The sequence below is a fragment of the Bradyrhizobium sp. Ai1a-2 genome (assembly GCF_000426245.1).
Lineage (GTDB): Bacteria > Pseudomonadota > Alphaproteobacteria > Rhizobiales > Xanthobacteraceae > Bradyrhizobium.
Genome location: NZ_AUEZ01000056.1, coordinates 22,428 through 46,714, shown reverse-complemented (window position 1 = coordinate 46,714; position 24,287 = coordinate 22,428). Strand labels below are relative to the sequence as shown.

At 63.6% G+C, this 24,287-nt stretch carries 24 protein-coding genes and 1 pseudogene; 17 read left to right on the top strand and 8 right to left on the bottom strand.

Translation table 11 applies throughout. The features are described 5' to 3' along the window. Positions 1-79: 79 nt before the first annotated feature. From K288_RS0129545 to K288_RS0129520, 6 genes are read left to right on the top strand one after another with little or no spacing between them, the layout of a single operon-like run. Positions 80-793 (top strand): TetR/AcrR family transcriptional regulator, encoded by a 714-nt coding sequence (locus K288_RS0129545; protein ID WP_043161068.1) that lies wholly within the window; start codon positions 80-82, stop codon positions 791-793. After that, on the top strand, positions 790-1,575 hold the full coding sequence (locus K288_RS0129540; protein WP_027582810.1) for an efflux RND transporter periplasmic adaptor subunit: 786 nt from the start codon (positions 790-792) through the stop codon (positions 1,573-1,575). The genes K288_RS0129545 and K288_RS0129540 overlap by 4 nt, the downstream gene beginning before the upstream one ends. Then, complete coding sequence (locus tag K288_RS0129535) at positions 1,572-2,516, top strand: ABC transporter ATP-binding protein (RefSeq protein ID WP_027582809.1); 945 nt, start codon at positions 1,572-1,574, stop codon at positions 2,514-2,516. The genes K288_RS0129540 and K288_RS0129535 overlap by 4 nt, the downstream gene beginning before the upstream one ends. 12 nt (positions 2,517-2,528) lie before the next feature. Further along, positions 2,529-3,695 (top strand): ABC transporter permease, encoded by a 1,167-nt coding sequence (locus K288_RS0129530; RefSeq protein WP_027582808.1) that lies wholly within the window; start codon positions 2,529-2,531, stop codon positions 3,693-3,695. Between the two features lie 36 nt (positions 3,696-3,731). Further along, on the top strand, positions 3,732-5,033 hold the full coding sequence (locus K288_RS0129525) for an adenylate/guanylate cyclase domain-containing protein (protein ID WP_027582807.1): 1,302 nt from the start codon (positions 3,732-3,734) through the stop codon (positions 5,031-5,033). Between the two features lie 9 nt (positions 5,034-5,042). Continuing rightward, positions 5,043-5,960, top strand: a complete 918-nt coding sequence (locus tag K288_RS0129520) for a PhzF family phenazine biosynthesis protein (protein ID WP_027582806.1) — start codon at positions 5,043-5,045, stop codon at positions 5,958-5,960. A gap of 89 nt (positions 5,961-6,049) precedes the next feature. Here the strand turns inward: K288_RS0129520 and K288_RS0129515 are convergent, their stop codons facing one another. Both K288_RS0129515 and K288_RS0129510 read right to left on the bottom strand, forming a co-directional pair. After that, entirely contained in the window at positions 6,050-6,511 is a 462-nt protein-coding gene (locus K288_RS0129515; RefSeq protein ID WP_027582805.1) for a DUF488 domain-containing protein, read from the bottom strand. Between the two features lie 12 nt (positions 6,512-6,523). Continuing rightward, entirely contained in the window at positions 6,524-7,339 is an 816-nt protein-coding gene (locus K288_RS0129510; protein ID WP_027582804.1) for a DUF72 domain-containing protein, read from the bottom strand. Positions 7,340-7,476: 137 nt separating this feature from the next. Here K288_RS0129510 and K288_RS0129505 point away from each other — a divergent pair, with 137 nt between their 5' ends. The 11 genes and pseudogenes from K288_RS0129505 (at position 7,477) to K288_RS0129455 (ending at position 17,961) form a co-directional block, all read left to right on the top strand. Then, positions 7,477-7,836, top strand: a complete 360-nt coding sequence (locus K288_RS0129505) for a hypothetical protein (RefSeq protein ID WP_027582803.1) — start codon at positions 7,477-7,479, stop codon at positions 7,834-7,836. Positions 7,837-7,930: 94 nt separating this feature from the next. Further along, the gene (locus K288_RS0129500) at positions 7,931-8,128 is read left to right on the top strand and encodes a hypothetical protein (protein ID WP_027582802.1); all 198 of its coding nucleotides are present in this window, start codon (positions 7,931-7,933) and stop codon (positions 8,126-8,128) included. A 252-nt stretch (positions 8,129-8,380) separates the two neighbouring features. After that, positions 8,381-9,514 carry a glycosyltransferase family 2 protein gene (locus K288_RS0129495; RefSeq protein WP_027582801.1) on the top strand — a complete coding sequence of 378 codons (1,134 nt, stop codon included), beginning with the start codon at positions 8,381-8,383 and terminating at the stop codon, positions 9,512-9,514. 7 nt (positions 9,515-9,521) lie between these two features. Continuing rightward, positions 9,522-11,024, top strand: coding sequence for a glycosyltransferase family 39 protein (locus K288_RS0129490; protein ID WP_027582800.1), 1,503 nt, complete (start codon positions 9,522-9,524; stop codon positions 11,022-11,024). A 201-nt stretch (positions 11,025-11,225) separates the two neighbouring features. After that, positions 11,226-11,921, top strand: a complete 696-nt coding sequence (locus K288_RS0129485) for a DUF899 family protein (protein ID WP_027582799.1) — start codon at positions 11,226-11,228, stop codon at positions 11,919-11,921. 261 nt (positions 11,922-12,182) lie between these two features. Next, positions 12,183-13,346, top strand: coding sequence for a DUF2778 domain-containing protein (locus K288_RS0129480; RefSeq protein ID WP_084799777.1), 1,164 nt, complete (start codon positions 12,183-12,185; stop codon positions 13,344-13,346). Positions 13,347-13,489: 143 nt separating this feature from the next. Then, positions 13,490-14,233 carry a signal peptidase I gene (gene lepB, locus K288_RS46910; protein ID WP_084799778.1) on the top strand — a complete coding sequence of 248 codons (744 nt, stop codon included), beginning with the start codon at positions 13,490-13,492 and terminating at the stop codon, positions 14,231-14,233. Position 14,234: 1 nt separating this feature from the next. Continuing rightward, positions 14,235-14,544, top strand: a pseudogene (locus K288_RS50935) (hypothetical protein); the annotation flags it as partial. 508 nt (positions 14,545-15,052) lie between these two features. Further along, positions 15,053-16,777, top strand: a complete 1,725-nt coding sequence (locus K288_RS0129465) for a PQQ-dependent dehydrogenase, methanol/ethanol family (RefSeq protein ID WP_051334804.1) — start codon at positions 15,053-15,055, stop codon at positions 16,775-16,777. A gap of 27 nt (positions 16,778-16,804) precedes the next feature. Beyond that, complete coding sequence (locus K288_RS0129460; protein ID WP_051334803.1) at positions 16,805-17,188, top strand: cytochrome c; 384 nt, start codon at positions 16,805-16,807, stop codon at positions 17,186-17,188. A gap of 8 nt (positions 17,189-17,196) precedes the next feature. Beyond that, entirely contained in the window at positions 17,197-17,961 is a 765-nt protein-coding gene (locus K288_RS0129455; RefSeq protein WP_244443297.1) for a transporter substrate-binding domain-containing protein, read from the top strand. A gap of 143 nt (positions 17,962-18,104) precedes the next feature. On the opposite strand, the gene K288_RS0129450 is transcribed toward K288_RS0129455, so the two are convergent. The 6 genes from K288_RS0129450 to groES form a co-directional block, all read right to left on the bottom strand. After that, a complete protein-coding gene (locus K288_RS0129450) occupies positions 18,105-19,196 on the bottom strand; it encodes a TRAP transporter substrate-binding protein (RefSeq protein WP_027582794.1) in 1,092 nt (363 codons plus the stop codon). Between the two features lie 28 nt (positions 19,197-19,224). Further along, positions 19,225-19,377, bottom strand: coding sequence for a hypothetical protein (locus K288_RS0129445; RefSeq protein WP_244443296.1), 153 nt, complete (start codon positions 19,375-19,377; stop codon positions 19,225-19,227). Between the two features lie 71 nt (positions 19,378-19,448). Next, the gene (locus K288_RS0129440) at positions 19,449-20,594 is read right to left on the bottom strand and encodes a fructose 1,6-bisphosphatase (RefSeq protein WP_027582792.1); all 1,146 of its coding nucleotides are present in this window, start codon (positions 20,592-20,594) and stop codon (positions 19,449-19,451) included. A gap of 177 nt (positions 20,595-20,771) precedes the next feature. Continuing rightward, positions 20,772-21,959 carry a 6-phosphofructokinase gene (locus tag K288_RS0129435; RefSeq protein WP_027582791.1) on the bottom strand — a complete coding sequence of 396 codons (1,188 nt, stop codon included), beginning with the start codon at positions 21,957-21,959 and terminating at the stop codon, positions 20,772-20,774. Positions 21,960-22,144: 185 nt separating this feature from the next. After that, positions 22,145-23,785, bottom strand: coding sequence for a chaperonin GroEL (gene groL / locus K288_RS0129430; protein WP_027582790.1), 1,641 nt, complete (start codon positions 23,783-23,785; stop codon positions 22,145-22,147). A 42-nt stretch (positions 23,786-23,827) separates the two neighbouring features. After that, on the bottom strand, positions 23,828-24,145 hold the full coding sequence (groES, locus tag K288_RS0129425) for a co-chaperone GroES (RefSeq protein ID WP_027582789.1): 318 nt from the start codon (positions 24,143-24,145) through the stop codon (positions 23,828-23,830). Positions 24,146-24,287: the final 142 nt, after the last annotated feature.

Sequence of the window (24,287 nt, the reverse complement as noted above, 5' to 3'; positions counted from 1 at the left end):
CTTCCCGGGTTACGCGTTCGCTCCACCCGGGCTACAAACACGACTTGACAATGACTGACCAGTCAGTCATGATTGAATCATGAAACAACGCACCAAACCATCCGTTCCGTCCAAGGGCCGCCGGCCCGCCAGCAGGGCGGCGCGAGCCAAGGTCTCAAAAGTGGTCTCGCCGACGAACGCAGGCAACGGGCCGAACCGCGCCGAGCGTGCCGCGGAGCGGCGGGCCGCAATCGTGGAGGCGGCGATGCAAGAGTTCGTCGCGCGCGGCTTTGCCGCGACCCGGCTCGACGACATCGCCAAGCGCGCCGGCGTCGCCAAGGGCACGATCTACCTGCATTTCAAGGACAAGGAATCGATGTTCGAGGAATTGATCCGGACCGCGCTGGTGCCGCTGATCGACCGCATGGCATCGCCGGCGCCGTTGAACGGATCGGTGCGCGAGGCGGTGGAAGGCTTTGCGCAAATGTTTATCCGGGAGGTCGCTTCGACGCCGCGCGGCGACATCGTGCGCCTGATCATGGCCGAAGGGCCGCGCTTCCCCGAGATCGCCGATTTCTATTTCCGTGAAGTGGTCTCACGCGGGGTCGCTGGCATGCGCGCCCTGATCGAGCTTGGGATCACGCGCGGTGAGATCCACAACAAGGAACTGGCGCGCTACCCGCAGATCATGGTGGCGCCGGCTCTGATTGCGGTGATCTGGCAGAGCCTGTTCAGCCGGCATTCGCCACTGGATGCGATCGAGATGTTTCGCGTTCATCTGGATCTGATCTTCGGCGAGCGGAGGACGACATGACTTCGTCGCGCCTGATAAAGATTCTGGCGATGGTGGCGCTGGCGGCGGCACTCGCCGGCTGCCAGGAGCGCCGCGATCCCGGCTTCCAGGGCTGGGTGGAGGCCGACATGATCTTTGTCAGTCCGGACGAAGCCGGCCGCGTGGTCAAGCTCAACGTGCGCGAGGGCGAGGAGGTGAAGGTCGGCGACCTCTTGTACTCCGTCGACGACGACCTGCAGCAGGCCGATCTCAACCAGAACAAGGCCACGCTTGCCAATGCACAGCAGACCTATGACCGCGCCGCTTCCTTGAGAGGGACGGGCGCAGGCACGCAGGCCAATCTTGACGCCGCCGTCTCGGCGCTGCGCGTGGCCGAGGCAAAGGTCAACACGTCGGAGACGCAGTTGGCGCGGCGCAAGGGCTTTGCCCCGGTCGCCGGCACCATCCAGCAGATCTACTTCCGCGAGGGCGAGATGGTGGCGGCGCAGCGGCCGGTGCTCTCGATCATGCCGCCCGGCAACATGAAGCTGCGCTTCTTCGTGCCCGAGGCCGAACTGCCGAAGCTTTCGATCGGCGACCAGGTGCGCGTTGTCTGCGACAATTGCGCCGCCGATCTCACCGCCAAGATCTATTTCATCGCGACCACGGCGGAATACACCCCGCCCGTGATCTACAGCCTCGATGAGCGCAACAAGCTGGTCTATCTGATCCAGGCGCGGCCGAGCCGGCCCGATGCCTTGCGCGTCGGACAGCCGATCAGCGTCTATCTCAATCCGAAGACGCCGGTGGCGGATCGGCGATGAGCGTGGTCGCCAACCATACGCCCGACATCGCCATCGATGTCCATGGCCTCTCCAAATCCTTCGGCGGCCGCGAGGTCGTGCATGATCTGTCGATGCAGGTCAGGCGCGGCACGATCTACGGCTTCCTGGGGCCGAACGGCAGCGGCAAGACCACGACCATCCGCATGCTCTGCGGCCTGCTCACGCCCGACAGCGGCGACGGCACCTGCCTCGGCTACGATATTCGCCGCGATGCCGACCGCATCAAGCGCTTGGTCGGCTACATGACCCAGCGCTTCAGCCTGTACCAGGACCTTTCAGTGCGCGAGAACCTGGAATTCGTCGCGCGGCTCTACGGCCTGCCTGACGCACGTGGTGCGGCGCGCGAGATGATAGAACGGATCGGGCTGAAGGGCCGGGAGGAGCAGCTTGCCGGCAATCTCTCCGGCGGCTGGAAGCAGCGGCTTGCGCTCGGCGCCTGCACATTGCCGAATCCGAAACTTCTGCTGCTCGACGAGCCGACAGCCGGCGTCGACCCCAAGGCGCGGCGCGATTTCTGGAACGAGATCCACGCGCTCGCCGCCGACGGCCTGACCGTGCTGGTCTCAACTCATTACATGGACGAGGCCGAGCGCTGCCATGAGATCGCTTACATCGCTTATGGCCATCTCCTGGCGCATGGGACGGTGGAAGAGGTGATCGCGGGCTCGGCGCTCTCGACCTATACGGTGACCGGCGACGATCTCAACGTCCTCACCGCCGAGCTCACCGGCAAGGGCGGTATCGACATGGTGGCGCCGTTCGGCACCAGCCTGCATGTGTCCGGCCGCGACAAGGCGGCGCTGGACGCGACCGTCGCGTCCTATCGCAACGATCCGCGCTGGCAATGGCAGGACAGCGAGCCCTCGCTCGAAGACGTCTTCATCGATCTCATGGGGCGCGCCAGGGACAATTTCCAATAAGGATGATTTCCAATGAGCGCGATCGAGGCTATCCATCCTGCTGTCGAGACCAGGGAGCCGGCCTTCGGCTTCTGGCGGCGCAGCTATGCGATGCTGGTGAAGGAGTTCATCCAGCTTCGCCGCGATCGCGTCTCTTTCGCCATGATCGTGATGATCCCGGTGATGCAGCTTTTGCTGTTCGGCTACGCTATCAACACCACGCCGCGCCATCTGCCGACGGCGGTGCTGATCCAGGAGGACAGCGATCTCGGGCGCTCGATCCTGAAGGCGATGGAGAACACCGCCTATTTCCGCTTCACCCGCGAAGTACACGATGTCGCCGAGTTCGACAACCTCCTGAAATCCGGCAAGGTGCTGTTCGGCGTCGAGATCCCGCGCGGCTTCGAGCGCGCGGTGCGCCGTGGCGACAAGCCGGCGCTGCTGGTTGCTGCCGATGCGACCGATCCGATCGCTTCGAGCGCGGCGCTCGGCGCGCTCGGCGCACTGGTGCAGACCGCGCTGGAGCACGATCTGCACGTCGGCGATCCTCCCGACATGCCGTTCGAGATCAGGACGCATGCCCGCTACAATCCGGCCGCCGAGTCGCGGCTGAACATCGTGCCGGGGCTGGTCGGCACCATCCTGACCATGACGATGCTGATCTTCACGGCGCTGTCGGTGACGCGCGAAATCGAGCGCGGCACCATGGAGAGCCTGTTGTCGATGCCGATCAAGCCGGTGGAAGTGATGTTCGGCAAGATCATCCCTTATGTCATCGTCGGTTTCGTCCAGGCGTCGCTGATCGTCGGCATCGGCGTGCTGCTGTTCGGGGTGCCGATCCTCGGCAGCGTGTTGTTGCTGGCGGCGCTGACCACGCTGTTCATCACCACCAACCTGTCGATCGGCTACACGTTCTCGACCATCGTGCAGAACCAGCTGCAGGCGATGCAGCTCTCGATGATGTTCTTCCTGCCGAGCATCCTGCTCTCCGGCTTCATGTTTCCATTCGCGGGCATGCTGCTTTGGGCGCAATATCTCGGCGAGGGCCTGCCGCTGACGCACTATGTCCGCATCGTCCGCGCCATCATGCTGAAGGGCGCCGGCCTCGCCAACCTGCAATACGACACGATTGCACTCATTGTACTGATGCTGGTGGCGATGACGATCGCCGTGACACGCTTCCGTCGCACGCTCGATTGAGGCTATAGTTGCCCGACGTCATGACGGGGCAAGAGCATGGCCGGATTCTGGGGCACGAAGAAAGACGGGCAGGTTTCGGCGGTATCCGCCGATTTCCATCACGCCCTGATGCACGAGGTGATGACGACTGAACTGCTCCGGATCAAGGCGCTGATCGGGACGGCGGTGCTGCTCGGCGTCATCGGTTTGTGTGTCGACTTGTTTGCGCCCGAGGCTGTAAGCCGCATCTGGCACGGCAATCTCAAGTTCGCATATATCTTTTACATTATCATACCGTTCATCCTGTTCGAATTGTGGGTGCATGGCGCGATCACCCGCCATATGCGGCAAGGTCGCGACCTGCCCGTGGTGCGGCGCTACATCGGCGCGCTGATCGAGACCTCGCTGCCGACAGTCGCGCTGGCGCTCCATATCGACAGCATGGGATCGGTCGCCGCGCTCGGATTCGCGGCGCCGTTCCTCTATTTCATCTTCATCATCCTCTCGACACTGCGGCTGGATTTCTGGCTCTCGACTTTCACCGGCTTCGTTGCCGCGGCGCAGCTGTTCTATCTGGCGATGTTCTTTCATCCCGATCCGGAGCCGAACCTCTATTATCATGCGACGCGCAGCTTCATCGTGCTGATCTGCGGCATGCTCGCGGGCGCGGTCGGCGTCCAGTTGCGGCGGCAGTTTGCGGCCAGCATCGCGGCGGCCACCGCGCGCGACCGCATCACCGACCTGTTCGGCCAGCACGTCTCACCCCAGGTCGTCGAACGCTTGATGGCGGAGGGCGCCTCGACCGGCAGCGACATCCGTCGCGTCGCCGTGATGTTCGTCGACTTCCGCAGCTTCACCGCGGGCGCGCGGACCCGCTCGCCGCAGGAGGTGGTCGACCGGCTCGACCGCGCCTTTGCCGTGCTGGTCGATATCCTCGACCGCCACGGCGGCATCGTGAACAAGTTCTTGGGCGACGGTTTCCTCGCGCTGTTCGGCGCGCCGCTTCAATCCGAGGACGCCGCGCATCAGGCAGTGGCGGCGGCGCGCGAGATGCTCGCCGCCAACGAGCGATTCAACGAGACCACGAGCTGGCCGCTGCGCATCGGCATCGCCATCCATATCGGCGAGGTCGTCGCCGGCAATATCGGCTCGCCCAGACGCAAGGAATACACCGTGATCGGCGACACCGTGAATTTCGCCGCGCGGCTGGAGGCGCTCAACAAGGAGCTGAACTCGCAGTTCCTGATCTCGTCGGAGGTGCGCGAGGCGCTCGGCGAGGCAGCACACGATGCTGTGCTGCGCGGTGAGGTGCCGATCCGGGGCTATGAGAAGCCGGTTTCGGTGTGGCAATTGGGATAGGAGGAATCTATGCAGCGTCGCTATGTCACCGTCGATGTCTTCACCGATCGCGCCTTCGGCGGCAATCCGCTCGCCGTGGTGCTCGATGCCGGCGGGCTCTCGACCGCGCAGATGCAGGCGATCGCGACCGAGTTCAACTATTCCGAGACGACCTTCGTGCTGCCGCCGCAGGACAGGGCGAACGACGCGCAGGTGCGCATCTTCACGGTGCGCTCGGAAATCCCCTTCGCCGGCCATCCCAATGTCGGCACCGCCTTCGTGCTGGCGACGCTTGCGGCCAAGCCGCCGGCGCGGCTGCGATTCGAGGAGAAGGCAGGGCTGGTGCCGGTCGAGATCCTGACCGAGCAGGGCAGCGTCACGGGCGCCGAGCTCACCGCGCCGCAGCCGCTGAGGCGGCTGTCGCTCGTCGATTCCGAACAGGCAGCGGCCTGCCTGTCGCTGTCGGCGAGTGACCTGAAGGTGGACCGCCATCCGCCGCAGATCACCTCGGTCGGGCTGCCGTTCCTGATGGTCGAACTCGCTTCGCGCGAGGCGCTGAAGCGGGCACGGCCCGATGCCGCCGCCTTCGCGCGGACGTTTCCGTGCGACGGTTCGGATGCGGTCTATTTCTACACGCGCGACGTGCCGGCAGCCGAGCAGCCGCTCGACCTGCAGGCGCGCATGTTCCATCCCGGCGCAAGCGGCGTCTCCGAAGACCCCGCCACCGGCAGCGCGACTGCGGCCGCTGCCGCATTCCTCGCCGATCTCGACGCGACGCGCGATGGCGAGTTGAGGCTGCGCATCGGCCAGGGCGTCGACATGGGCCGGCCGAGCCTCCTGCTTACCCGCGTCCGCAAGCAGGGTGGAGCAGTCGCGTCGGTCCACGTCGGCGGCGGTTGCGTGAAGATGATGGAGGGGACGTTGGCGCTTAAGGGGGAGATCTTGTAGCCCGGGTGGAGCAAAGCGCAACCCGGGGCCGCTCGCGCCGCGGATGCAGATTCCCGGGTTGCGCGTTCCGCTCCACCCGGGCTACGGCCCTACACCTGCGGCGCCGCCAGATTCTCCACCTTCACGCCGTCGCGCGCCTCGATGATCTCGGCGATCATCTGGCGGTGGCAATGCGTGTGGTCGCGCTCATAGCACATCAGGCAGACCGGTCCTGCCTTCTTCACCAGTGAGGACAATTCGTCGAGCTGTTCTTTCGCCTGCGACGTTTTCAGGTGCTTTGTGTAGATGTTGCGCAGCAGATCATATTGGCCGCCGCGCGCCGCAAGCCGTCCTTCTTTCGGGGTGCCGAGCGCCGCGAGGTGGACATAGGCGATGCCGCGCTCGTCGAGCCCTGCCGCAAGCTGATTCTTGGAAAAGCCTGGCCGGCGGGATGATGTCACTGCCCGGACATCGACCAGAAGCTTCACGCCCGCCTGCTCGAGCTCATCGAGCACCGCCTTGGGCGGTGTCTGCTCGTAGCCGATCGTGAACAGCTTCCTGGCTCTGGCCATCCGGTGTCCCAATCACTTCACGCGCTCGATCAACTCCATCGCGCCGGCCGGGGCGCGCACCTTGCCTTCGTGGATCACATAGGCGAACACGTCGCGCGGCGCCTTCTTCGGTTTTGTCTTCTCGACATGCGGCAGGTCATCCGGATCGCCGCCCGTGGCCCATTCCTCGAAGCGCTTGGCCCAGGCGTCAAGCTGCTTCGGCGGATAGCAGGTCTTGATCTCGTCATTGCCTTTCTGCAGCCGGGCGTAGACGAAATCGCTGGCGACGTCGGCAATCGCAGGATATTTGCCGTGCTCGGCGAACACGACCGGTGTCTCGAACTCGCGGATCAGCGCGACAAATTCGGGGACGCAGAAACTGTCGTGCCGCACCTCGACCACATGGCGCAACGCATGGCCGTCGAGCTTGCGCGGCAGCAATTCGAGGAACTTGCCGAAATCGGCTCCGTCGAATTTCTTCGTCGGCGCGAACTGCCAGAGCACCGGCCCGAGCCGGTCGCCAAGTTCCAGCACGCCGGAATCATAGAACCGCTTGATGGAATCGCCGGCTTCCGCCAGCACGCGGCGGTTGGTCGCAAAGCGCGGGCCCTTCACGGAGAAGACGAATCCGTCCGGGACTTCGCTCGCCCATTTGCGGAAACTCTCCGGCTTCTGCGAGCCGTAATAGGTGCCGTTGATCTCGATCGAGGTCAGCTTCGAGGCGGCATAGGACAGCTCCTTCGATTGCGCGAGCTTTTCCGGATAGAACACGCCGCGCCACGGCTCGAAGGTCCAGCCGCCGATGCCGATATAGATGCTGCCTGCAGTTTTCTTTGGAGCTTTGGCCACGAGAAGAACTCATCGCGAGGGGGGACCACCCAAGACTAGTCAAATAAATCGTGATTGGCCAGTTGGCCGGCGGCAAGCTGTCCACGCTTATCGGTCCAGGCTATCCGCGCTAGGATCACCCAAAAAGGAGAACAACAATGCGCATGATGATCGCGGCCCTTCTCGTTCTGACATCCTCCGCCGCGATCGCCGACGACGATCGCGATGATGCGCACAAGCTCGCCGTGATCGGCCGCGACGCCTACTGGAATTGCCTCGCCCGCGAATATCCCCGCGACAGCAACAAAACCATGTCGGACCAGGAGTTCGCTTCCCTGATGGCGAGCGCGTGTCCTTCGGAGCGGCAGAATTTCCGGGCCTCGCTGATCGGCTTCCTTGCCGAGCAATTTCCGAACGAGGACGCGAGCGCGCATCTGGCCACCGCCAACCGCGCCATCGAGCTTGCGCAAAAGGACGTCGTCACCGCTTTCGTGCGACGCAAGGCGGCGGCGAAATAGGCGGGCCTATTCCTCGACCAGCGTCTTTCATGATATCAGGGAACCGTCATGACGCGATCGGCGGATCGCGCTCCAGTGGCGGGGACAATCGGGTATGACATCTCAATCGGTCGGGGGCTTGTTGGGCGCCATCGTGGCGGTCATCGTGTTAGGGGCTGCGGTCGTCTACGGGCCGATCGGGCAGTTGGGTAAGCCACCCAAACCGGCCGCGACGCAGCAGCCGGCGGCTGCAGCGCAACCGGCGCCCGAGCCGACCCCGAGGGGACCGGTGATTCGGGAAGTCCCGAACTAGCGTCAGCGCGCCTCTCATCGCCCCCTTGCAAAAGCGGACAGGTGTTCCTATTTAGTTGGTAACGGCGCCGTCGCAGCCTGAAAGGGCTCTGGTGCTGGGACGACCACGCAATAGCAAGGCAGCGCCGGATGTACGCGCGCCTGTTGTTCGTGGTCGTTGGCATTTTTGGGCCCCTTCGGGCCCGTTTCCCCCATTCTAGCCGGCGTTTAGGGCTTCCCGCGGCTCGGTAGCGCGGATATACGCTTGGCCGCCATGAATGACGCCATCAAACCGGGCCCCGAAATCCCGTCGCAGGCCGCTGGTTTGCCACTTCTTTCGGTTGTCGTCCCCAGCTTCAACGAGCGTGACAATGTCACCGTCCTGTACCGGCGGCTGGAGACGACGCTCGCAGGCATCCCCTGGGAGGTCGTCTTCGTCGACGACAATTCCCCTGATGGAACCTGGGAGGTGGTGCGCAGCCTGGCGCGGCAGGATTCCCGCGTGCGCTGCATCCGCCGGGTCGGACGGCGCGGGCTCTCGGGCGCCTGCATCGAGGGAATCCTCGCCTCCAGCGCCCCCTATGCCGCGGTGATGGATGCCGACCTGCAGCATGATGAGACGCAACTGCCGAAGATGGTCGAGCTCTTGCGGAGCGGGCAGGCCGATCTCGTGGTCGGCAGCCGCTATATCGAGGGTTACCGGGCCGAGGGCTTCAACAAGCAGCGCGCCGGCGCCAGCGCCTTCGCCACCGAGATCGCGCGCCGCCTGCTGCGGGTCGATATCGCCGATCCCATGAGCGGCTTCTTCGCGATCCGCCGCGACCGCTTCGAGGAACTGGCCCCGGACCTCTCGACGCAAGGCTTCAAGATCCTGCTCGACGTCGTCGCCACCGCGCAAGGCAAGCTGCGCGCGGTGGAAATTCCCTACACCTTCGGCTCGCGGCAGCATGGCGAGAGCAAGCTCGATTCCATGGTCGCGCTGGATTTCCTCGGCCTGGTGCTCGCGAAGCTGACGAATGACGTCATCTCGCTGCGCTTCGTGCTGTTCGGCCTGGTCGGCTCGCTCGGCCTGCTCGTGCATCTCGCCGCATTGTTCGTTGCCCTCGAAGTCTTCGGCGCGCCGTTTCCGGAAGCGCAGGCGACCGGCGCGATTGTCGCGATGACCAGCAACTTCATCCTGAACAATTTCCTGACCTATCGCGACCAGCGCCTGAAGGGCTTTGCGATCCTGCGCGGCCTGTTGCTGTTCTACCTCGTCTGCAGCGTCGGCCTGTTCGCCAATGTCGGCGTCGCCTTTTCGGTCTATGACCAGGAGCCGATCTGGTGGCTTGCGGGTGCGGCCGGCGCGCTGATGGGCGTGGTCTGGAACTACGCGATGTCCGGGCTGTTCGTCTGGCGCAAGCGATGATCGGGACATGAATCCGAACGAGGCGAGTCTCGTCCGCACGACCGTCGTGGCCGTCGTCGGGCTCGTCCTGCTGCGGCTTCTCGCCGCCGCCTTTACGCCGATCACCTTCGACGAAGCCTATTACTGGATGTGGTCGAAGCATCTGGCCGGCGGCTATTACGACCATCCACCAATGGTTGCGCTGGTGATCCGCGCCGGCACGCTGATTGCCGGCGATACCGAACTCGGCGTTCGACTGGTCTCGATCCTGCTGGCGTTGCCGATGAGCTGGGCGGTTTATCGCGCGGCCGAAATCCTGTTCGGCGGCCCGCGCGTGGCAGCGAGCGCGACGATCCTGCTCAATGCCACCTTGCTGGCCGCGGTCGGCACCATGATCGTGACGCCGGATGCGCCGCTTCTGGTCTCGGCGAGCCTGCTGCTGTTTGCGCTCGCGAAGGTGCTCGAGACCGGGCAGGGCGCATGGTGGCTTGCTGTCGGCGCTGCCGCGGGTGCTGCGCTTCTGTCAAAATACACCGCACTGTTCTTCGGGCCGGCGATCCTGATCTGGCTCGCCGTGGTGCCGAAGCTGCGGCGCTGGTTCCTGTCGCCCTGGCTCTATCTCGGCGGCCTGATCGCGCTGTTGATGTTCGCGCCAGTCATCCTCTGGAACGCCGACCACCACTGGGTCTCCTTCATCAAACAGATGGGGCGGGCGCGCATCGAGGATTTCAGGCTTGCCTTCATCGGTGAGCTGATCCCGACCCAGATCGCGTTCGCGACGCCGCTCGTCTTCATCCTCGGCGCGATGGGGCTGCATGCGCTGGCGTTCCGCCGCACCGGCGCCTTCGCCTCGCGCCTGCTCGTCAATCTGATGTTCTGGATCATCGTGGCCTATTTTATCTGGCACTCGCTGCATGCGCGCGTCGAGGCCAACTGGTTTGCGCCGGTCTATCCGCCGTTCATGGTCGCGGCCGCCGTGGCGGCGACGATGGTGCCGTGGGAGGGACGCTGGCAGCGGCTTGCCGATTTCTGCCGGCGCTGGGCGGTGCCGACCGGGATCGTGATGTTCGCGCTGCTGATCGTGCAGGCCAATACCGGCGTGCTCACGCTCTATCGCCGCGATGCCACCGTGCGCAGCGTCGGCGTCGGCTGGCGCGATACCGCGGCGGAGATCGAAGCGGCGCGCGCGCGTGTCGGCGCGACCTGCGTGCTGGCGCCGGACTATGGCACCACGGGCTGGCTTGCCTTCTATCTGCCGAAGGGCACCTGCGTCGCGCAACAGACCCAGCGCTACCGCTGGGTCAACATATCGGAGCCGAGCGCGGCCGAGCTTGCCGGGAAATTGCTCTACGTCCACGAATTCAGGCTCGAGGATCCGCCGTTCCTGAAGGAGATGTTCTCTCGCGTGGAGAGGATCGCCGAGGTGCAGCGCAAACGCGGCCCGCTCGTGATCGAGACCTACGCGCTCTATGTCCTGGAGAGCCCGAAGGGCGACGTCTTCGACCGCTCGCCGCCGCCGGAGCTGCAGTAGCCCGCTCTCGCCGCAAGCGATGTCGTCATACCCCGCGCATGCGGGGTATCCAGTACGCAACGGCGCGGCTCCAATCACCGCTGCGGAATACTGGGTCACCCGCCTTCGCGGGTGACGACGAGCAGAATTTTTGCCAAGCATGTCGTCTCCGCGCCTCCAGGAACGTCTTCTACAGGTGTTGCCAACCAGCGAGGTTCCGTCATGACCAGTTCCATCCTGAAACCCGCCGCCGAGCTCGCCGCCACCAACATCACGCGCCACCCCAATGAGAGCGCGGAATATCGCCAGGCGCGGCAGGCCCTGCTGCTTGAGGAGATCGAGCTGCGCCGCCAGATCGAGCGTGTTGCGGAGTTGCGCCGGGCCTTGCCGCCGGGCGGCGAGGTAACGAAGGCTTATGAGTTCATCGGCGAGGGCGGCGAGGTCGGTTTTCCGGAGCTGTTCGGCGACAAGCGGACGCTCGTGATCTACAGCTACATGTTCGGGCCGCAGCGCGAGAAGCCGTGCCCGATGTGCACCTCGTTCATGGGGACCTGGGAAGCCAAGCTGCCGGATGTCGAGCAGCGCATCGCCTTCGTGTTCGTGGCGCGCTCGCCGATCGAGCGGCTGGTCGCGGCGAAGCAGGCGCGCGGCTGGACGCGGCACAGGATCTTCTCGGATGTGTCCGGCGACTACACACGCGATTACGTCAGCGCGGCTGACGCCGATGCGCCCGGCTACAATGTCTTCACGCGGTTCGATGGCACCATCCGCCATTTCTGGTCAGGCGAGATGGGACCGAAGATGTCCGATCCTGGCCAGGACCCGCGCGGCGCACCCGACATCGATCCGCTCTGGACCATCCTCGACACCACGCCTGAGGGCCGCGGCACGGACTGGTATCCGAAGTTGAGTTACTAGGCGCGACTTAGAAGCGAGCGGCCCGGGCAGTGAAATCCCGCTTTGGGACAGAGAATAGTCCTGCCTTATTTCCGCAAGATTAAGGGGTAATTAACAAGGAAATTCCCTGCCGTTTCTCCCGCCCCAGATCTGCCCGCGTTTAATCCGCATTTAACTAAAAGTCGCCTTAATGACGCTCCGCGCCTCTGCGAGATGCTCCGGCGAAACTTGTCCCGCACTCTCGCACGAGGAAGAAGTGGAACTGTTCTGGACGCAAGGCGAATGAGTACGAGTACCGGTGCGTTTGGTTTTGCGGCGCCCGCCCGCAAAAAATCTTCCCGGAAGGTCCTCCCTCACTATTTCATTAGCAGTGCCGCGGTCGCGGCGCTCGTGATCGGCTGCGCCTGGACCGTCTACACCAATATTTTCGCTGCGAACGTCTATCCTTCCATTGACGGTACTGCCTATGAGGCGCCCTCAGTGAAGCGGGAGGCCGCGGTCGCCATGCGTCCGACGCCATCCTTCAACGACGTGTTCGCGTCGTTGCCGCCACCGCAGCCGACGTTGTCGAAGCCAGAGCCGAGCTCGGCTTCAATTATGTTTAACGAAAGGTTTGCGGCCGCCTCTCCGGAGGGCGTAGCGTCGCGCGCGGCCGAGGCCGCGCCACCGGCGGAAGCGCCGAAGATCGCGGAAGCGTCGAAGCCGGCCGCTGCAGCAAAGCTCGCCGAAGCGAAGTCAGGTGCTGCGCCGAAGGGGATTGAAGCGGCCAAGAAGGAAGCGGCGGCCTCGCTGCAGGTCGCGCTCAACACGCCGGCCGCGCCCGTCGATACCAAGCCCGCGGCAAAATCGTCCGGCGCTTCCGTGCGCGACATGGCGGCGCGCGCCAAGGCGGCGGTGATGTCAATCGCCTCAGGCGAGAAGCAGTCGATCGTCGAGAAGCTCTGGGGCAAGCGCGAGTCCTCGGGCTCGCTGCTGTCGTTCGCCTCTGCTGATGCCAACGTCACTGCCAGCATTCCCTCGACGCTGAGCCAGAACCCGATGAACGGCGGCTCGCCGCCCTATGACCGCCAGACCGCGGTCTACGATATCAGCGCGCACACGGTCTATCTGCCGGACGGCACCAGGTTGGAGGCGCATTCCGGGCTTGGCTCCAAGATCGACGACGTCCGCTACGCGCATGTCCGCATGCAGGGCGTGACGCCGCCGCACATCTACGAGCTCAAGCCGCGCGAAGCGCTGTTTCACGGCGTGCCTGCGCTGCGCCTGACGCCGATCGGCGGCGAGGACAAAATCTACGGCCGCGCCGGCCTGCTCGCGCACACCTACATGCTCGGGCCCAACGGCGATTCCAACGGCTGCGTCTCGTTCAAGAACTACTACGCGTTCCTGGATGCGTACCGGAATAAGGGCATCCGCCGGCTCGCGGTGCTCGCGAGGGTGCAGTGACGCGGACGCGCGTCAAGCGCGATTCAATCCGTCGGTATTTCAGGCGCGGACCATGAAGCCATAGCCACGCCCCGTGCATAGCAATTGCGCGGAAGGTCGCCCTGTGTATGTTCGAAAACGTACATGGCGGAATGGGGCGGGGCATGACGTTGGTGCAGGAAACGGGCCGAAGAAGTCGGCGGTGGGGTAAGATATTGCTGATCGTCGCGGCAGTCGTGCTCGCGATTCCGATCCTCTCCCCGGTGGTGTTCAGAAGTTTGCTGTTTCAACCCTTCAGCATTCCCGCGCGCTCGATGGCCCCGACGCTGCTGGAAGGCGACTACCTGTTCACCTCGAAGTTCGCCTACGGCTACACGCACTATTCCTTTCCGTTTTCTCCCCGGTTGTTTTCAGGGCGCATCCTCGGATCGGAGCCTGCGCGCGGCGATGTCGTTGTCTTCCGCATGCCGAAAGACGACCGCGTCGATTACATCAAACGTGTCGTGGGTTTGCCGGGGGACCGCATCCAGATGAAGGCGGGGCAACTCTATATCAATGATGTGGCCATGGTGCGGGAACGCCTGCCGGATTTCGCCGGCGAAGATCCTTGCGGAAATGACAAGCCGACGACGCGGCGTTGGCGTGAAACGCTGCCGAGCGGCGTGAGTTACGAAACGCTCGACTGTATCGACAACGGCTTCTACGACAATACCAACGTCTACACGGTGCCGGCCGGCCATTTCTTCATGCTCGGCGACAATCGCGATAATTCGACCGACAGCCGCGTGATGTCGGCCGTCGGCTATATCCCGCTCGAAAACATCATCGGTCGCGCCGGGCTGATCTTCTACTCCCGCTCGCCCACGGGCACTGTCCGCACGGAGCGCATAGGTTCGCGCGTGCATTGAGCGCCGCGGTATCGACCCCGAGCGGGTCGTGGCGACGGTGCCTGACCTGGATGCGTGGCTGTACCGCCCGGTGCAGTCGCGATCCCCGAGGCGGCCGCCGGCCGCAGGAGGAGACCGCGGCGAGGCGTTCGCTCCTGAACACTGCCCGGCTGATGGAGGAGAACCCTCTGCTGCTCCGGCTCAAGGAGCTGGTGTCGCTGGAGCGACTGGTCGAGAAGGTCGGCCGCATCGACCTGCATGTGGGCGACGGGCGGGGCCTTGATGCCCTGCTCACCAGGCTGGTTCGCCTGAAGCCCGCGGAGAGTGCGTGAGAAGAAGGGCCGCCCACGGGCGGCCCTTCATCATTGCGCGGAGCACAAAAGGCCGCGCCTCGCAGGCCGTGTTTGAAGCTTGACAGTTCGGGAGAGAAATCTAGGCTATTTTCCATCCATGGGTGCACTTCGACATCGTCTTTCGAAAGCGGTCTGATCAACCAGGGATAGAGAGGAGGAAAAAAAGCCGCCTCCGCAGGACGTCGCGAAGATTACGGCGAAGAGTGCCTTCGCGCGAGTCACTTGCTCAGAACGGATACGTCGCGACCGTAGCCGGAATCGCAAGGATCGAGAGGGGCATCGGCGTGTGGCCTGCTCCTGAGCGTGCCGTTACGCACGCGCAAAAGATTAGCTGAAGAGATCGCGTATCGAGCGTCGAATTGTCCACGGCGCATCCGTGGCAGCTATGTGATCGCTCAGAATATGCAGTCGGACCGCACCGAAGCCGACTGCATGCTGGATGTAATTCTGGTGACATGAAAATGAAAAATCAAAGGGGAGGAATCCAATGGCAATCGGTATCAAGTACCTTACGTGCGGTGCGGCACTCGCGCTGGCCGCTGTGGCTGTTGCGTCGCCCGCATCGGCGATTGATCCCGCGCGTCTACAGGCGGCCGAGCAAACGCCAAACGATTGGCTGACCTACCACGGCGGCTACAAGTCGTATCACTACAGCGCGCTCGATCAGATCAACGCCGACAACGTCAAGAACCTCGAGGTCGCGTGGATCCATATGCCCGGGCGCTCGACGCGCGGCCTGCAGTCGATGCCGCTCGCGGCTGACGGCGTGCTGTACTACTCGGGCTCCTACAGTCGCGTCTATGCGCTCGACGGCGCGACCGGCAAGCTCATCTGGTCGTATTTCCCCGAGCTCGACGAAGAGCTGGTGGCGATGCAAACGCACTCGCCGTATAATCGCGGCGTCGCGCTCGGCGACGGCAAGGTGTTCGTCGGCACCGTCGACGGACGTCTCATTGCGCTCGACATGAAGACCGGCAAGGTGGCGTGGGACACGAGGCTGGTCGATTCCAAGAAGCTCACCGTCGGCTTCACGGGCGCGCCGCTGGTGGTGAAGGACACCGTCATCATCGGCAGCCAGGGCGGCGAGTGGACCTCGCGCGGGCCGCTGTTCGGCGTCGATGTCAAGACCGGCCAGAAGAAATGGGAATTCTTCACCGTCGCCGGCACCGAGGATGCCAAGGCGACCTGGGGCAATGAATCCTGGCGCACCGGCGGCGGCGGCGCCTGGATGCCGGGCGGCTACGATCAGGAGACCAACACCATCTGGTGGGGCACGGCAAATCCGGCACCGCTGTATGACTGGTCCGGCGCCGATTGGCAAAAGAGCGGGCCGCGGCCGGGCACCAACCTCTACACCACCTCGGTGATCGCACTCGACCCCGATACCGGAAAGCTGAAGTTCTATCACCAGGAGCTGCCGCACGACGCCTGGGACTTCGACTCGGCGGTCGGTGAATTCCTGATGATCGACCGCGACGGCCGCAAGCTCGTCGTGCATCCGAACAAGGGCGGTTTCGTCTTCGTCTACGATCGCACGAACGGGAAGGTGCAGAACGTCTGGCGGCTCGCGAAGAACATCAACTTCGTGAAGGATATCGACCCGAAGACCGGCGAACTGATCGGTCGGCGCGATCTGTCGCTTGGCCAGACGAGCACGCCGCTCTGCCCGGCGATCGCCGGCGGCATCAGTTGGAACGCGGGCTCCTACAACCCGAAGACTGGCCTCTGGTACAAGCTCGGACAGGAATGGTGCATGGACGTGGACGTGGTGAAGACCACGCCAATCACCGAGCCGATGGCGCAGCTCAATATCGGCGCTAACTTCAAGCTCGTCCCGCCGCCGGACGGGCCGGCGCGCGGACATCTCAGTGCCCGCGACCCGGTGACCGGCGACAAGAAGTGGGAGGTCACCTTCAGCGAGCCGCCGCTCGCGAGCTTGCTCGCAACTGCCGGCAATCTGGTGTTCGTGCCCGACTCGCGCGGCGTGCTGCACGCCTACAATGCCGAGACCGGGTCGGAATTGTGGTCGCACTACAATGGCGTCGGCCATAATGGCGGCATCATCAGCTACACCGCCGGCGGCAAGCAGTACATCGCGGTGCCGGCCGGATGGGGCGGCATGGTGGCCGATGAATTTCCGGCCCTGTTCGGCGAGCCCTACAAGAGCATGCCGAAGGATGCCGGCGCGCTCGTCGTCTTTGCGCTGAAGTAACAACAAGAAGGACGGGGAGGCGGTGGGATGCTGTTGCGTCCCACCGCTGCAATCCTGATGCGAATGTTGAAATCAATCCTTCTCGCCACTGGCATTGCGCTGTTAATGCAGTCCTCGTGGCCCGTGGGCGTCCGCGCGCAGCAAAGCCAGGCTCCCAATCAAGATCAGTCGGCCAGGGAGAGCGACATCGAGGGCGGAGTAATGTTCGCGACGTCATGCGGCTTCTGCCACCAGAACGGAGGCCGCTCCGCCGGCAGGGGACCGAAGCTCGCCGGTACGGCTCGCGACGATGATTTTCTCGCGGAACGGATCAGGAAGGGCAAGCCCGGCGCCATGCCGGCCTTCGGGGGCGCTTTTTCGGAGAGTCAGATCATGGCGATCGTGGCCTATATCCGGGCGCTCGAGGAATGACGCCGGCGATGCGATTGGTCGTTCTCGCGAGCCTGCTCGCCTCGTGCGGCGTCGCCGATGTCGCGGCGCGTTCGCTCGACGCGATCCGCCAGCGCGGTGCGCTCACGCTCTGCGCGCACCCCAACGCGTTGCCGTTTGCCAGCCGACGCGGTGACGTTCCGGGCTTCCAGGTCGAAATCGCCAGGGAGTTGGCGAAACGGCTCGGAGTTTCGCTGGAACAGCACTGGGTGATCAACAGCTTTCAGTACCGCCGCGCCGATTGCGACGTCATCCTCGATGCGATCGCCGATCGCGCGGTGCTGGCCGAGGTGGGGCTGCGCATGTCGCGGCCCTATCACCGCAGCGGCGTCGCGCTGGCGGTTGGACCCAACTCCAGCGTCGCGTCGCTGGCGGAACTGGGATCAGCGCAGCGCGTCGGCGTGCCGGTCGGCTCGATCGTGTCGATGATGCTCGGCAAGCAAGGCGTCAAGACTTCGCCATTCGCGTTCGAGGACGACATCATGGAGGCGCTGGCCAAAGGCGAGATCGATGCCGCGGCGGTCACGCCCGCCGCAATCGGCTGGTTCAACCAGACCCATCCCGATGCGCGCGTCCGCCGTATCCCAGCCTTCGAGGACTTGCCGGACCTGAACTGGAATGTCGCTGTCGGGATGGTCAGTCCGGACGAGAAGCTGCGACAGGGCATCGACGCCGCCCTCGATGCATTGCTGGCCGACGGCACGCTCGCCCGCATCTACGCGCGCTACGATGTCGAGTTACAGCCGCCGAAATGAGATCGGCCGACGACGGGAGCCATATTCGCGATCGGGCCGGATGGGTATTTCGGGGTCGTGCAAATCGCGATCCCTGCCCCGTTGATATGCCTGCGCGAGCGGCGAAATGGATTCCGGGCTCTGCTCTAAACAACAGCCGCTGCTCAGCCCTTCGGACGCGTGCGGATCATGAACGTTTCATAGGAATATTCCGCGACCTGCCACCAGATGTTCTCGTCGTTTCGGAACTCCATTTGCGAATCGTAGATCTTCTTGAAGTCAGGATTGGATGCGGAGGTTTCGGCGTTGACCTCGTTGGAGGCCTTCAGGCAGGCGTCCATGATGGTCTGGCTGAACGGACGCAGGAGTGCCCCGTTGGCCACGAGTCGCTTTAGCGCCGCCGGATTGCGCGCATCATACCGCGCCTGAACATCCATGTTGGCGTAGCCGCAGGCTACCACGAGCAGCGAACTGTAAGCCTTCGGCAGGGCATTCCACCTGTCCAAATTGATGAAGAAGTGCAGCGCCGTGCCACCCTCCCACCAGCCAGGAAAATAGTAATACTTGGCGACCTTGTAGAAGCCGAGCTTTTCGTCGTCGTAGGGGCCGACCCATTCGGTCGCGTCGATCGTCCCTTTCTCCAATGCGGGATAGATGTCGCCGCCCGGGATCTGCTGCGGGACGGCGCCAAGCTTGGAAAACGTTTTGCCCGCCCATCCGCCGATCCGCATTTTGAGCCCGTTGAGGTCTTGTACGCTGTTGATCTCCTTGCGGAACCATCCGCCCATCTGAGTGCCGGTGTTGCCGCCCGCAATGCCGTATAAATTGTACTTCTTGCCGAACTCGTTGAGCATGTCCTGGCCGCCGTGATCCTGGAACCAGGCATTCTGCTGGCGCGAATTCAGCCCGAACGGAACGGAGCAATAGAGCGCGAAGGTCGGGTCTTTGCCGATGAAGTAATAGGCGGCAGTGTGACACATCTCGACCGTTGCGTTGCTCACCGCATCGACCGCTTGCAGGGGAGGGACGATCTCGCCGCCGGCGAAAGGCTGGATTTGAAACTTGTTGTCGGTGGCTTCCGCGACATATTTCGAGACCGTTTCGGATGCACTGAAGGGAACGTCAAGCGACTTCGGCCAGCTCGTCGTGCAACGCCATTTCAGTTCAGGCATGGACTGCGCGATGGCCGGCGCAGCAACGGCAGTTGATGCAGCGAGGCCGGTGCCTGCCGTTCTCAGAAATTCGCGGCGTTTCATGACGTTTCCCCTCCGGATTTTGGGCCTCCTAGTTGGGTCCAATTCTGGTCGATACCGGATGCCCCGGCACCTGGAAGCACTTGCCGATGGCGGCGACGCTGGTCCCGTTCACCTTCAGGATTGAGAAGTCCTGAGTAATGTAGTTCCCGACCAGGAGGTATTTTCCGTCAGGCGTGAACATGGTCGCCTCCGGTATGGCTCCGCGCGCGACGGCAACCATCGCAAGGAGCCGCAAGACACCTACAGTGTTCTCTACTCGGCCGCTTCCGGCTTGCGCTCCTTGCGCAGCTGGAAACGCTTGAGCAGCGCGGACACGGTATCGCGGAAGCCGCCATACTCAAGCTCGGAGTAGGGCAGCATCGCGGCGCCCGACCAGCCTTGGCTGCGCATGTCGATAGCCTTGCGCTGGGCGCGCCGGCGGACCTCGTCCCACGCCGGATTGTCGAAGAAATCGGTATAGGACTCGGAAAATCGACCTGCCTTGTCGATCGAAAAGCCGGCACAAGAAACAATCGGCAGGCAGTACATACCCGTCACCGCAGTGTTAAGCGGCACGGGCATCAGCGGCATCACGTGCGAGCCACGTGCATCGCCGCCTACGAAGTGTGCCTTGGCGAACGGCGAGACGATTTCTTCCGGAGCTGGGAAAATCCCCTGATTCCTGATGATCGCGACCGGATCATCCTTGCCGGTGTACTTCCCTGCGATCGAGTGTAGACGCTGCGCCGAAACAGCCACCGCGACCTCGCCATATGTTCGAGAAATGATGCGATCAATGCCAAAGCGCTCGTTGTCGCGGAGCAGCGCGGCAATATGATAGCCGTCCGCGGGCGCGTCGAGTTCAATGATGCTATCGCCAGCCGTGTGGTCCATGTCGATGACATGGAAACGGAATCCCTTGATCATCGGGGGCAGCATCAGCCCGGCGCAATACATGGGATCGGCAAAGGCGAGGTAGAGCGGCAGGTTGTAGGCGCCGGGGCCACATTTGTCGGCGGCGAACACCATGAAGGACTCCGCGGGTCTCGCGCCCGAGAGGCTGTGGTCGAAGCTGAGCTCGGCGACGGCCGGGCCGGCGCCGCGAACGTTTCCGGAAGGTGCGTCGACGAGAAGATCCTGGCCGGCGCCATAGAGCCCGGACGTCTTCGCGACCGCAGTGGCGGCGAGAAACGTCTTCCAGGCGAATTGATGTACCTCGGGGCTTCCTTCACCCCGCATATGCGTCATGATGATCGCAATGTCGTCGCCGGTGTGGCGGACGAAACCATCTGTCAAGAGACCTTTGTCGATCGCCTTCGCGACCTCGTCCTCGACTGTCGCCATCATGCGTGCAGACGGTTTGGTATGCCCGCCGACGGAGCCAATGTCAGCCTTGATGACCGAAACAGTGAGTCTCATGAGCATTTCTCCCTGCGCAACGCAGCGCCTCGGCCTCGGCGCTCGCCGCGCCGGGGCGACGGCGCTGCTCATTGGCGGACAAAACGTCCGATGTTGCGTTAGGTTCCAAGGAAGGCCATTGCCGCTTGCGACGCACCGCAGCAGGCAGCCATTCCGGCGATTGGGTTACCACGCCACCTATGACGCGCGGTTGAGAAAGATCGGCAGCCCGCGCTTGTTCGCGTACATGGGACGGTATCGCTCCGTGTTGTACGTGCTGGCGACATCCAGCTTGCGTGGCCCGAGCTTGGCATCAGGCAGGGGTACGAGGTCGTAACGGCCCTCCACCAGCGCGGACATGAGGCCGGTCTTGCCTTCCAGGATGGCATCGTAAGCCATGTTGCCGAAAGTCAGGGCCACAAGCTTGTCCATGAAGTCCGGATCGCCCGATCGCAGGTCGTAGGTGAGGTCGGAGGTGATGGTTTCCTCGCCGACGTGGCGCTTGATCTCGTCAGCAAGAGATTCCGCCACGCTCGCCTTCTTGCGATGCCCGTAGGCGTCAGGCTCGCCATATTCCTGCACCGTATAGCCCTCCCACGCGGCGCCCTCGCTGAGCACGACCAACGCGTAGTTGCTCGGGTTGGTGCGCTTCTCCTCGACGAGCAAACGGATCAGCTTGTCGAGATTGACCTTGTACTCCGGTATGACGCACCGTATCGAGGTGGCGTATGCGGTGAAGAGTGCCGTGAATCCGGCATCGCGGCCAAAGACGCGGAAAATGCCGATGCGCTCGTGCGAGCCGACTGTTGTGCGCTGCCGCTGGATGGCGTCGCTGGCGCGGGTGATGGCAGTCGAGAAGCCGATACAGTACTCAGTGTTGCGAACGTCGTTGTCCATCGTCTTCGGGATGGCGATGACCTTGACGCCGAGCTCGTTGAGCTTGGCCGCGTAACTGAGCGTATCGTCGCCGCCGATGGCGATCAGGTGTTCGATGCCGAGCCCCGAGAGGTTCGCCAGCACCTGGCCGGTGAGGTCCCACGTCCTGGTTGCGATGCCGCCCTTGGTGCTCTGGGAGACTGGAAAGTCGCCGCCGACGAGATGATCGGGCAGCTTTTTCATTTTGGACGGATTGGTGCGGCTCGAATGCAGCACGGTGCCGCCGTGTCGGTCGATGATGCGGGTGTTCTCACGGCTCAGCGGGATGATGTAGTGGGACCTGCTCGCCGGGTCGTCGAGATTCAGGTGCGTGAGGGCCTCCCAACCACGGCGGAGACCGACAACCTCGATGTCGTCCTCACTGCCGCGATACGTCACGCTCTTGATCACGGCGTTGAGACCGGGGACGTCGCCGCCGCCCGTGAGAATGCCGATGCGTTTTTTTACCATGCCCACCTCCCAGCATTGGCGTGTCGTAACAACGCCTGCGCCACGTCTTAAGTTTCCACAAGGCGGTGGATTCCGGGCTCGTGCCAGCAGGCGCGCCCCGGAATGACGATGAGAGATATGCCCAACAAAAACCCCGGCATTGCTGCCGGGGTTTTGCATTTTTCGAATAGTGCCTGAGGGCCGGATCAGAAATCCATGCCGCCCATGCCGCCGCCCGGAGGCATCGCGGGGCCGGCGCCGCCCTTCTTGGGCAGCTCGGCGACCATCGCCTCGGTGGTGATCAAGAGCGCCGCAACAGACGCCGCGTTCTGGATCGCGGTGCGCACGACCTTGGTCGGGTCGATGATGCCCTTCTTGACGAGGTCGGCATATTCGCCGGTCTGCGAGTCGAAGCCGTAAGCGTAGGACTTGTTCTCGAGGATCTTGCCGACGATGACCGAACCGTCTTCACCGGCGTTGATCGCGATCTGGCGGGCCGGAGACGACAGTGCCTTGCGCACGATCTCGACGCCGGTCTTCTGGTCGTCGTTCTTGGTGCGCAGGCCCTTGAGCTGCTCGGAGGCACGGAGCAGGGCGACGCCGCCGCCTGGAACGATGCCTTCCTCGACCGCCGCGCGGGTCGCGTGCATCGCGTCATCAACGCGATCCTTGCGCTCCTTCACCTCGATCTCGGTCGCGCCGCCGACGCGGATCACCGCGACGCCGCCCGCGAGCTTGGCCAGACGCTCCTGCAGCTTCTCACGGTCGTAGTCCGAGGTGGTCTCCTCGATCTGCGCCTTGATCTGCGCCACGCGCGCCTCGATGTCGGCCTTCTTGCCAGCGCCGTTGACGATCGTGGTGTTCTCCTTGTCGATCATCACCTTCTTGGCGCGACCGAGCATCTGCAGCGTGACGTTCTCGAGCTTGATGCCGAGGTCTTCCGAGATCGCCTGGCCGCCGGTCAGGATCGCGATGTCCTGCAGCATGGCCTTGCGGCGATCACCGAAGCCCGGAGCCTTGACGGCTGCGACCTTCAGGCCGCCACGGAGGCGGTTGACGACCAGGGTGGCAAGGGCTTCGCCTTCGACGTCTTCAGCGACGATGACGAGCGGCTTGCCGGTCTGCACCACGGCCTCGAGCAGCGGCAGCAGCTCGTTCAGCGAGGAGAGCTTCTTCTCGTTGATGAGGATGTAGGCGTCGTCCATCTCAACGCGCATCTTGTCGGCGTTGGTGACGAAGTAGGGCGAGATATAGCCGCGGTCGAACTGCATGCCCTCGACGACGTCGAGCTCGGTCTCCAGCGACTTGGCTTCCTCGACCGTGATCACGCCCTCGTTGCCGACCTTCTTCATGGCGTCGGAGAGGAACTTGCCGATCTCGGCGTCGCCGTTGGCGGAGATGGTGCCGACCTGGGCGATCTCGTCGTTGGAGGTCACCTTCTTGGAGTTCTTCTGCAGGTCCGCAACCACAGCCTCGACCGCGAGGTCGATGCCGCGCTTCAGGTCCATCGGGTTCATGCCGGCGGCGACCGACTTGGCGCCTTCCTTCACGATCGCCTGGGCCAGCACGGTTGCGGTGGTGGTGCCGTCGCCGGCCGCGTCAGCGGACTTGGAGGCGACTTCGCGTACCATCTGGGCGCCCATGTTCTCGAACTTGTCGTCGAGCTCGATCTCCTTGGCGACGGTGACGCCGTCCTTGGTGATGCGCGGAGCGCCGAACGACTTGTCGAGCACGACGTTGCGGCCCTTCGGGCCGAGGGTGACCTTCACCGCATTGGCGAGGATGTCGACGCCGCGCAGCATCTTGTCGCGCGCCTCGACGGAGAATTTGACTTCTTTAGCTGCCATGTGAGTTTTTTCCTTGAGGGATTTATCCTGGGAGGGAGGGCCTTAGGCCGCCTTCTTCTTGGAAGACGTGGGGATGTCGAGGACGCCCATGATGTCGCTTTCCTTCATGATCAGCAGCTCCTGGCCGTCGATCTTGACCTCGGTGCCGGACCACTTGCCGAACAGGACGCGATCGCCAACCTTGAGGTCGATCGGGATCAGCTTGCCGGCCTCGTCGCGGCCGCCGGGGCCGACAGCGACGACTTCGCCCTGGGAGGGCTTTTCCTTGGCAGTGTCTGGAATGATGATGCCGCCTGCAGTCTTCTCTTCGGCGTCGATGCGCTTGACCACGACGCGGTCGTGAAGCGGACGGAAACTCATGCAGTCCTCCTAAGCTATTCTGGATGCTGTAGAATTTTGGAGTGTTAGCAGTCTACCCTGGCGAGTGCCAAGCTAGCTGGGATGGAAATAGGCCAGACTTTGTATGGGGGCAAGGGCTTGTAGCAGAAAAATTGGCGCTCGA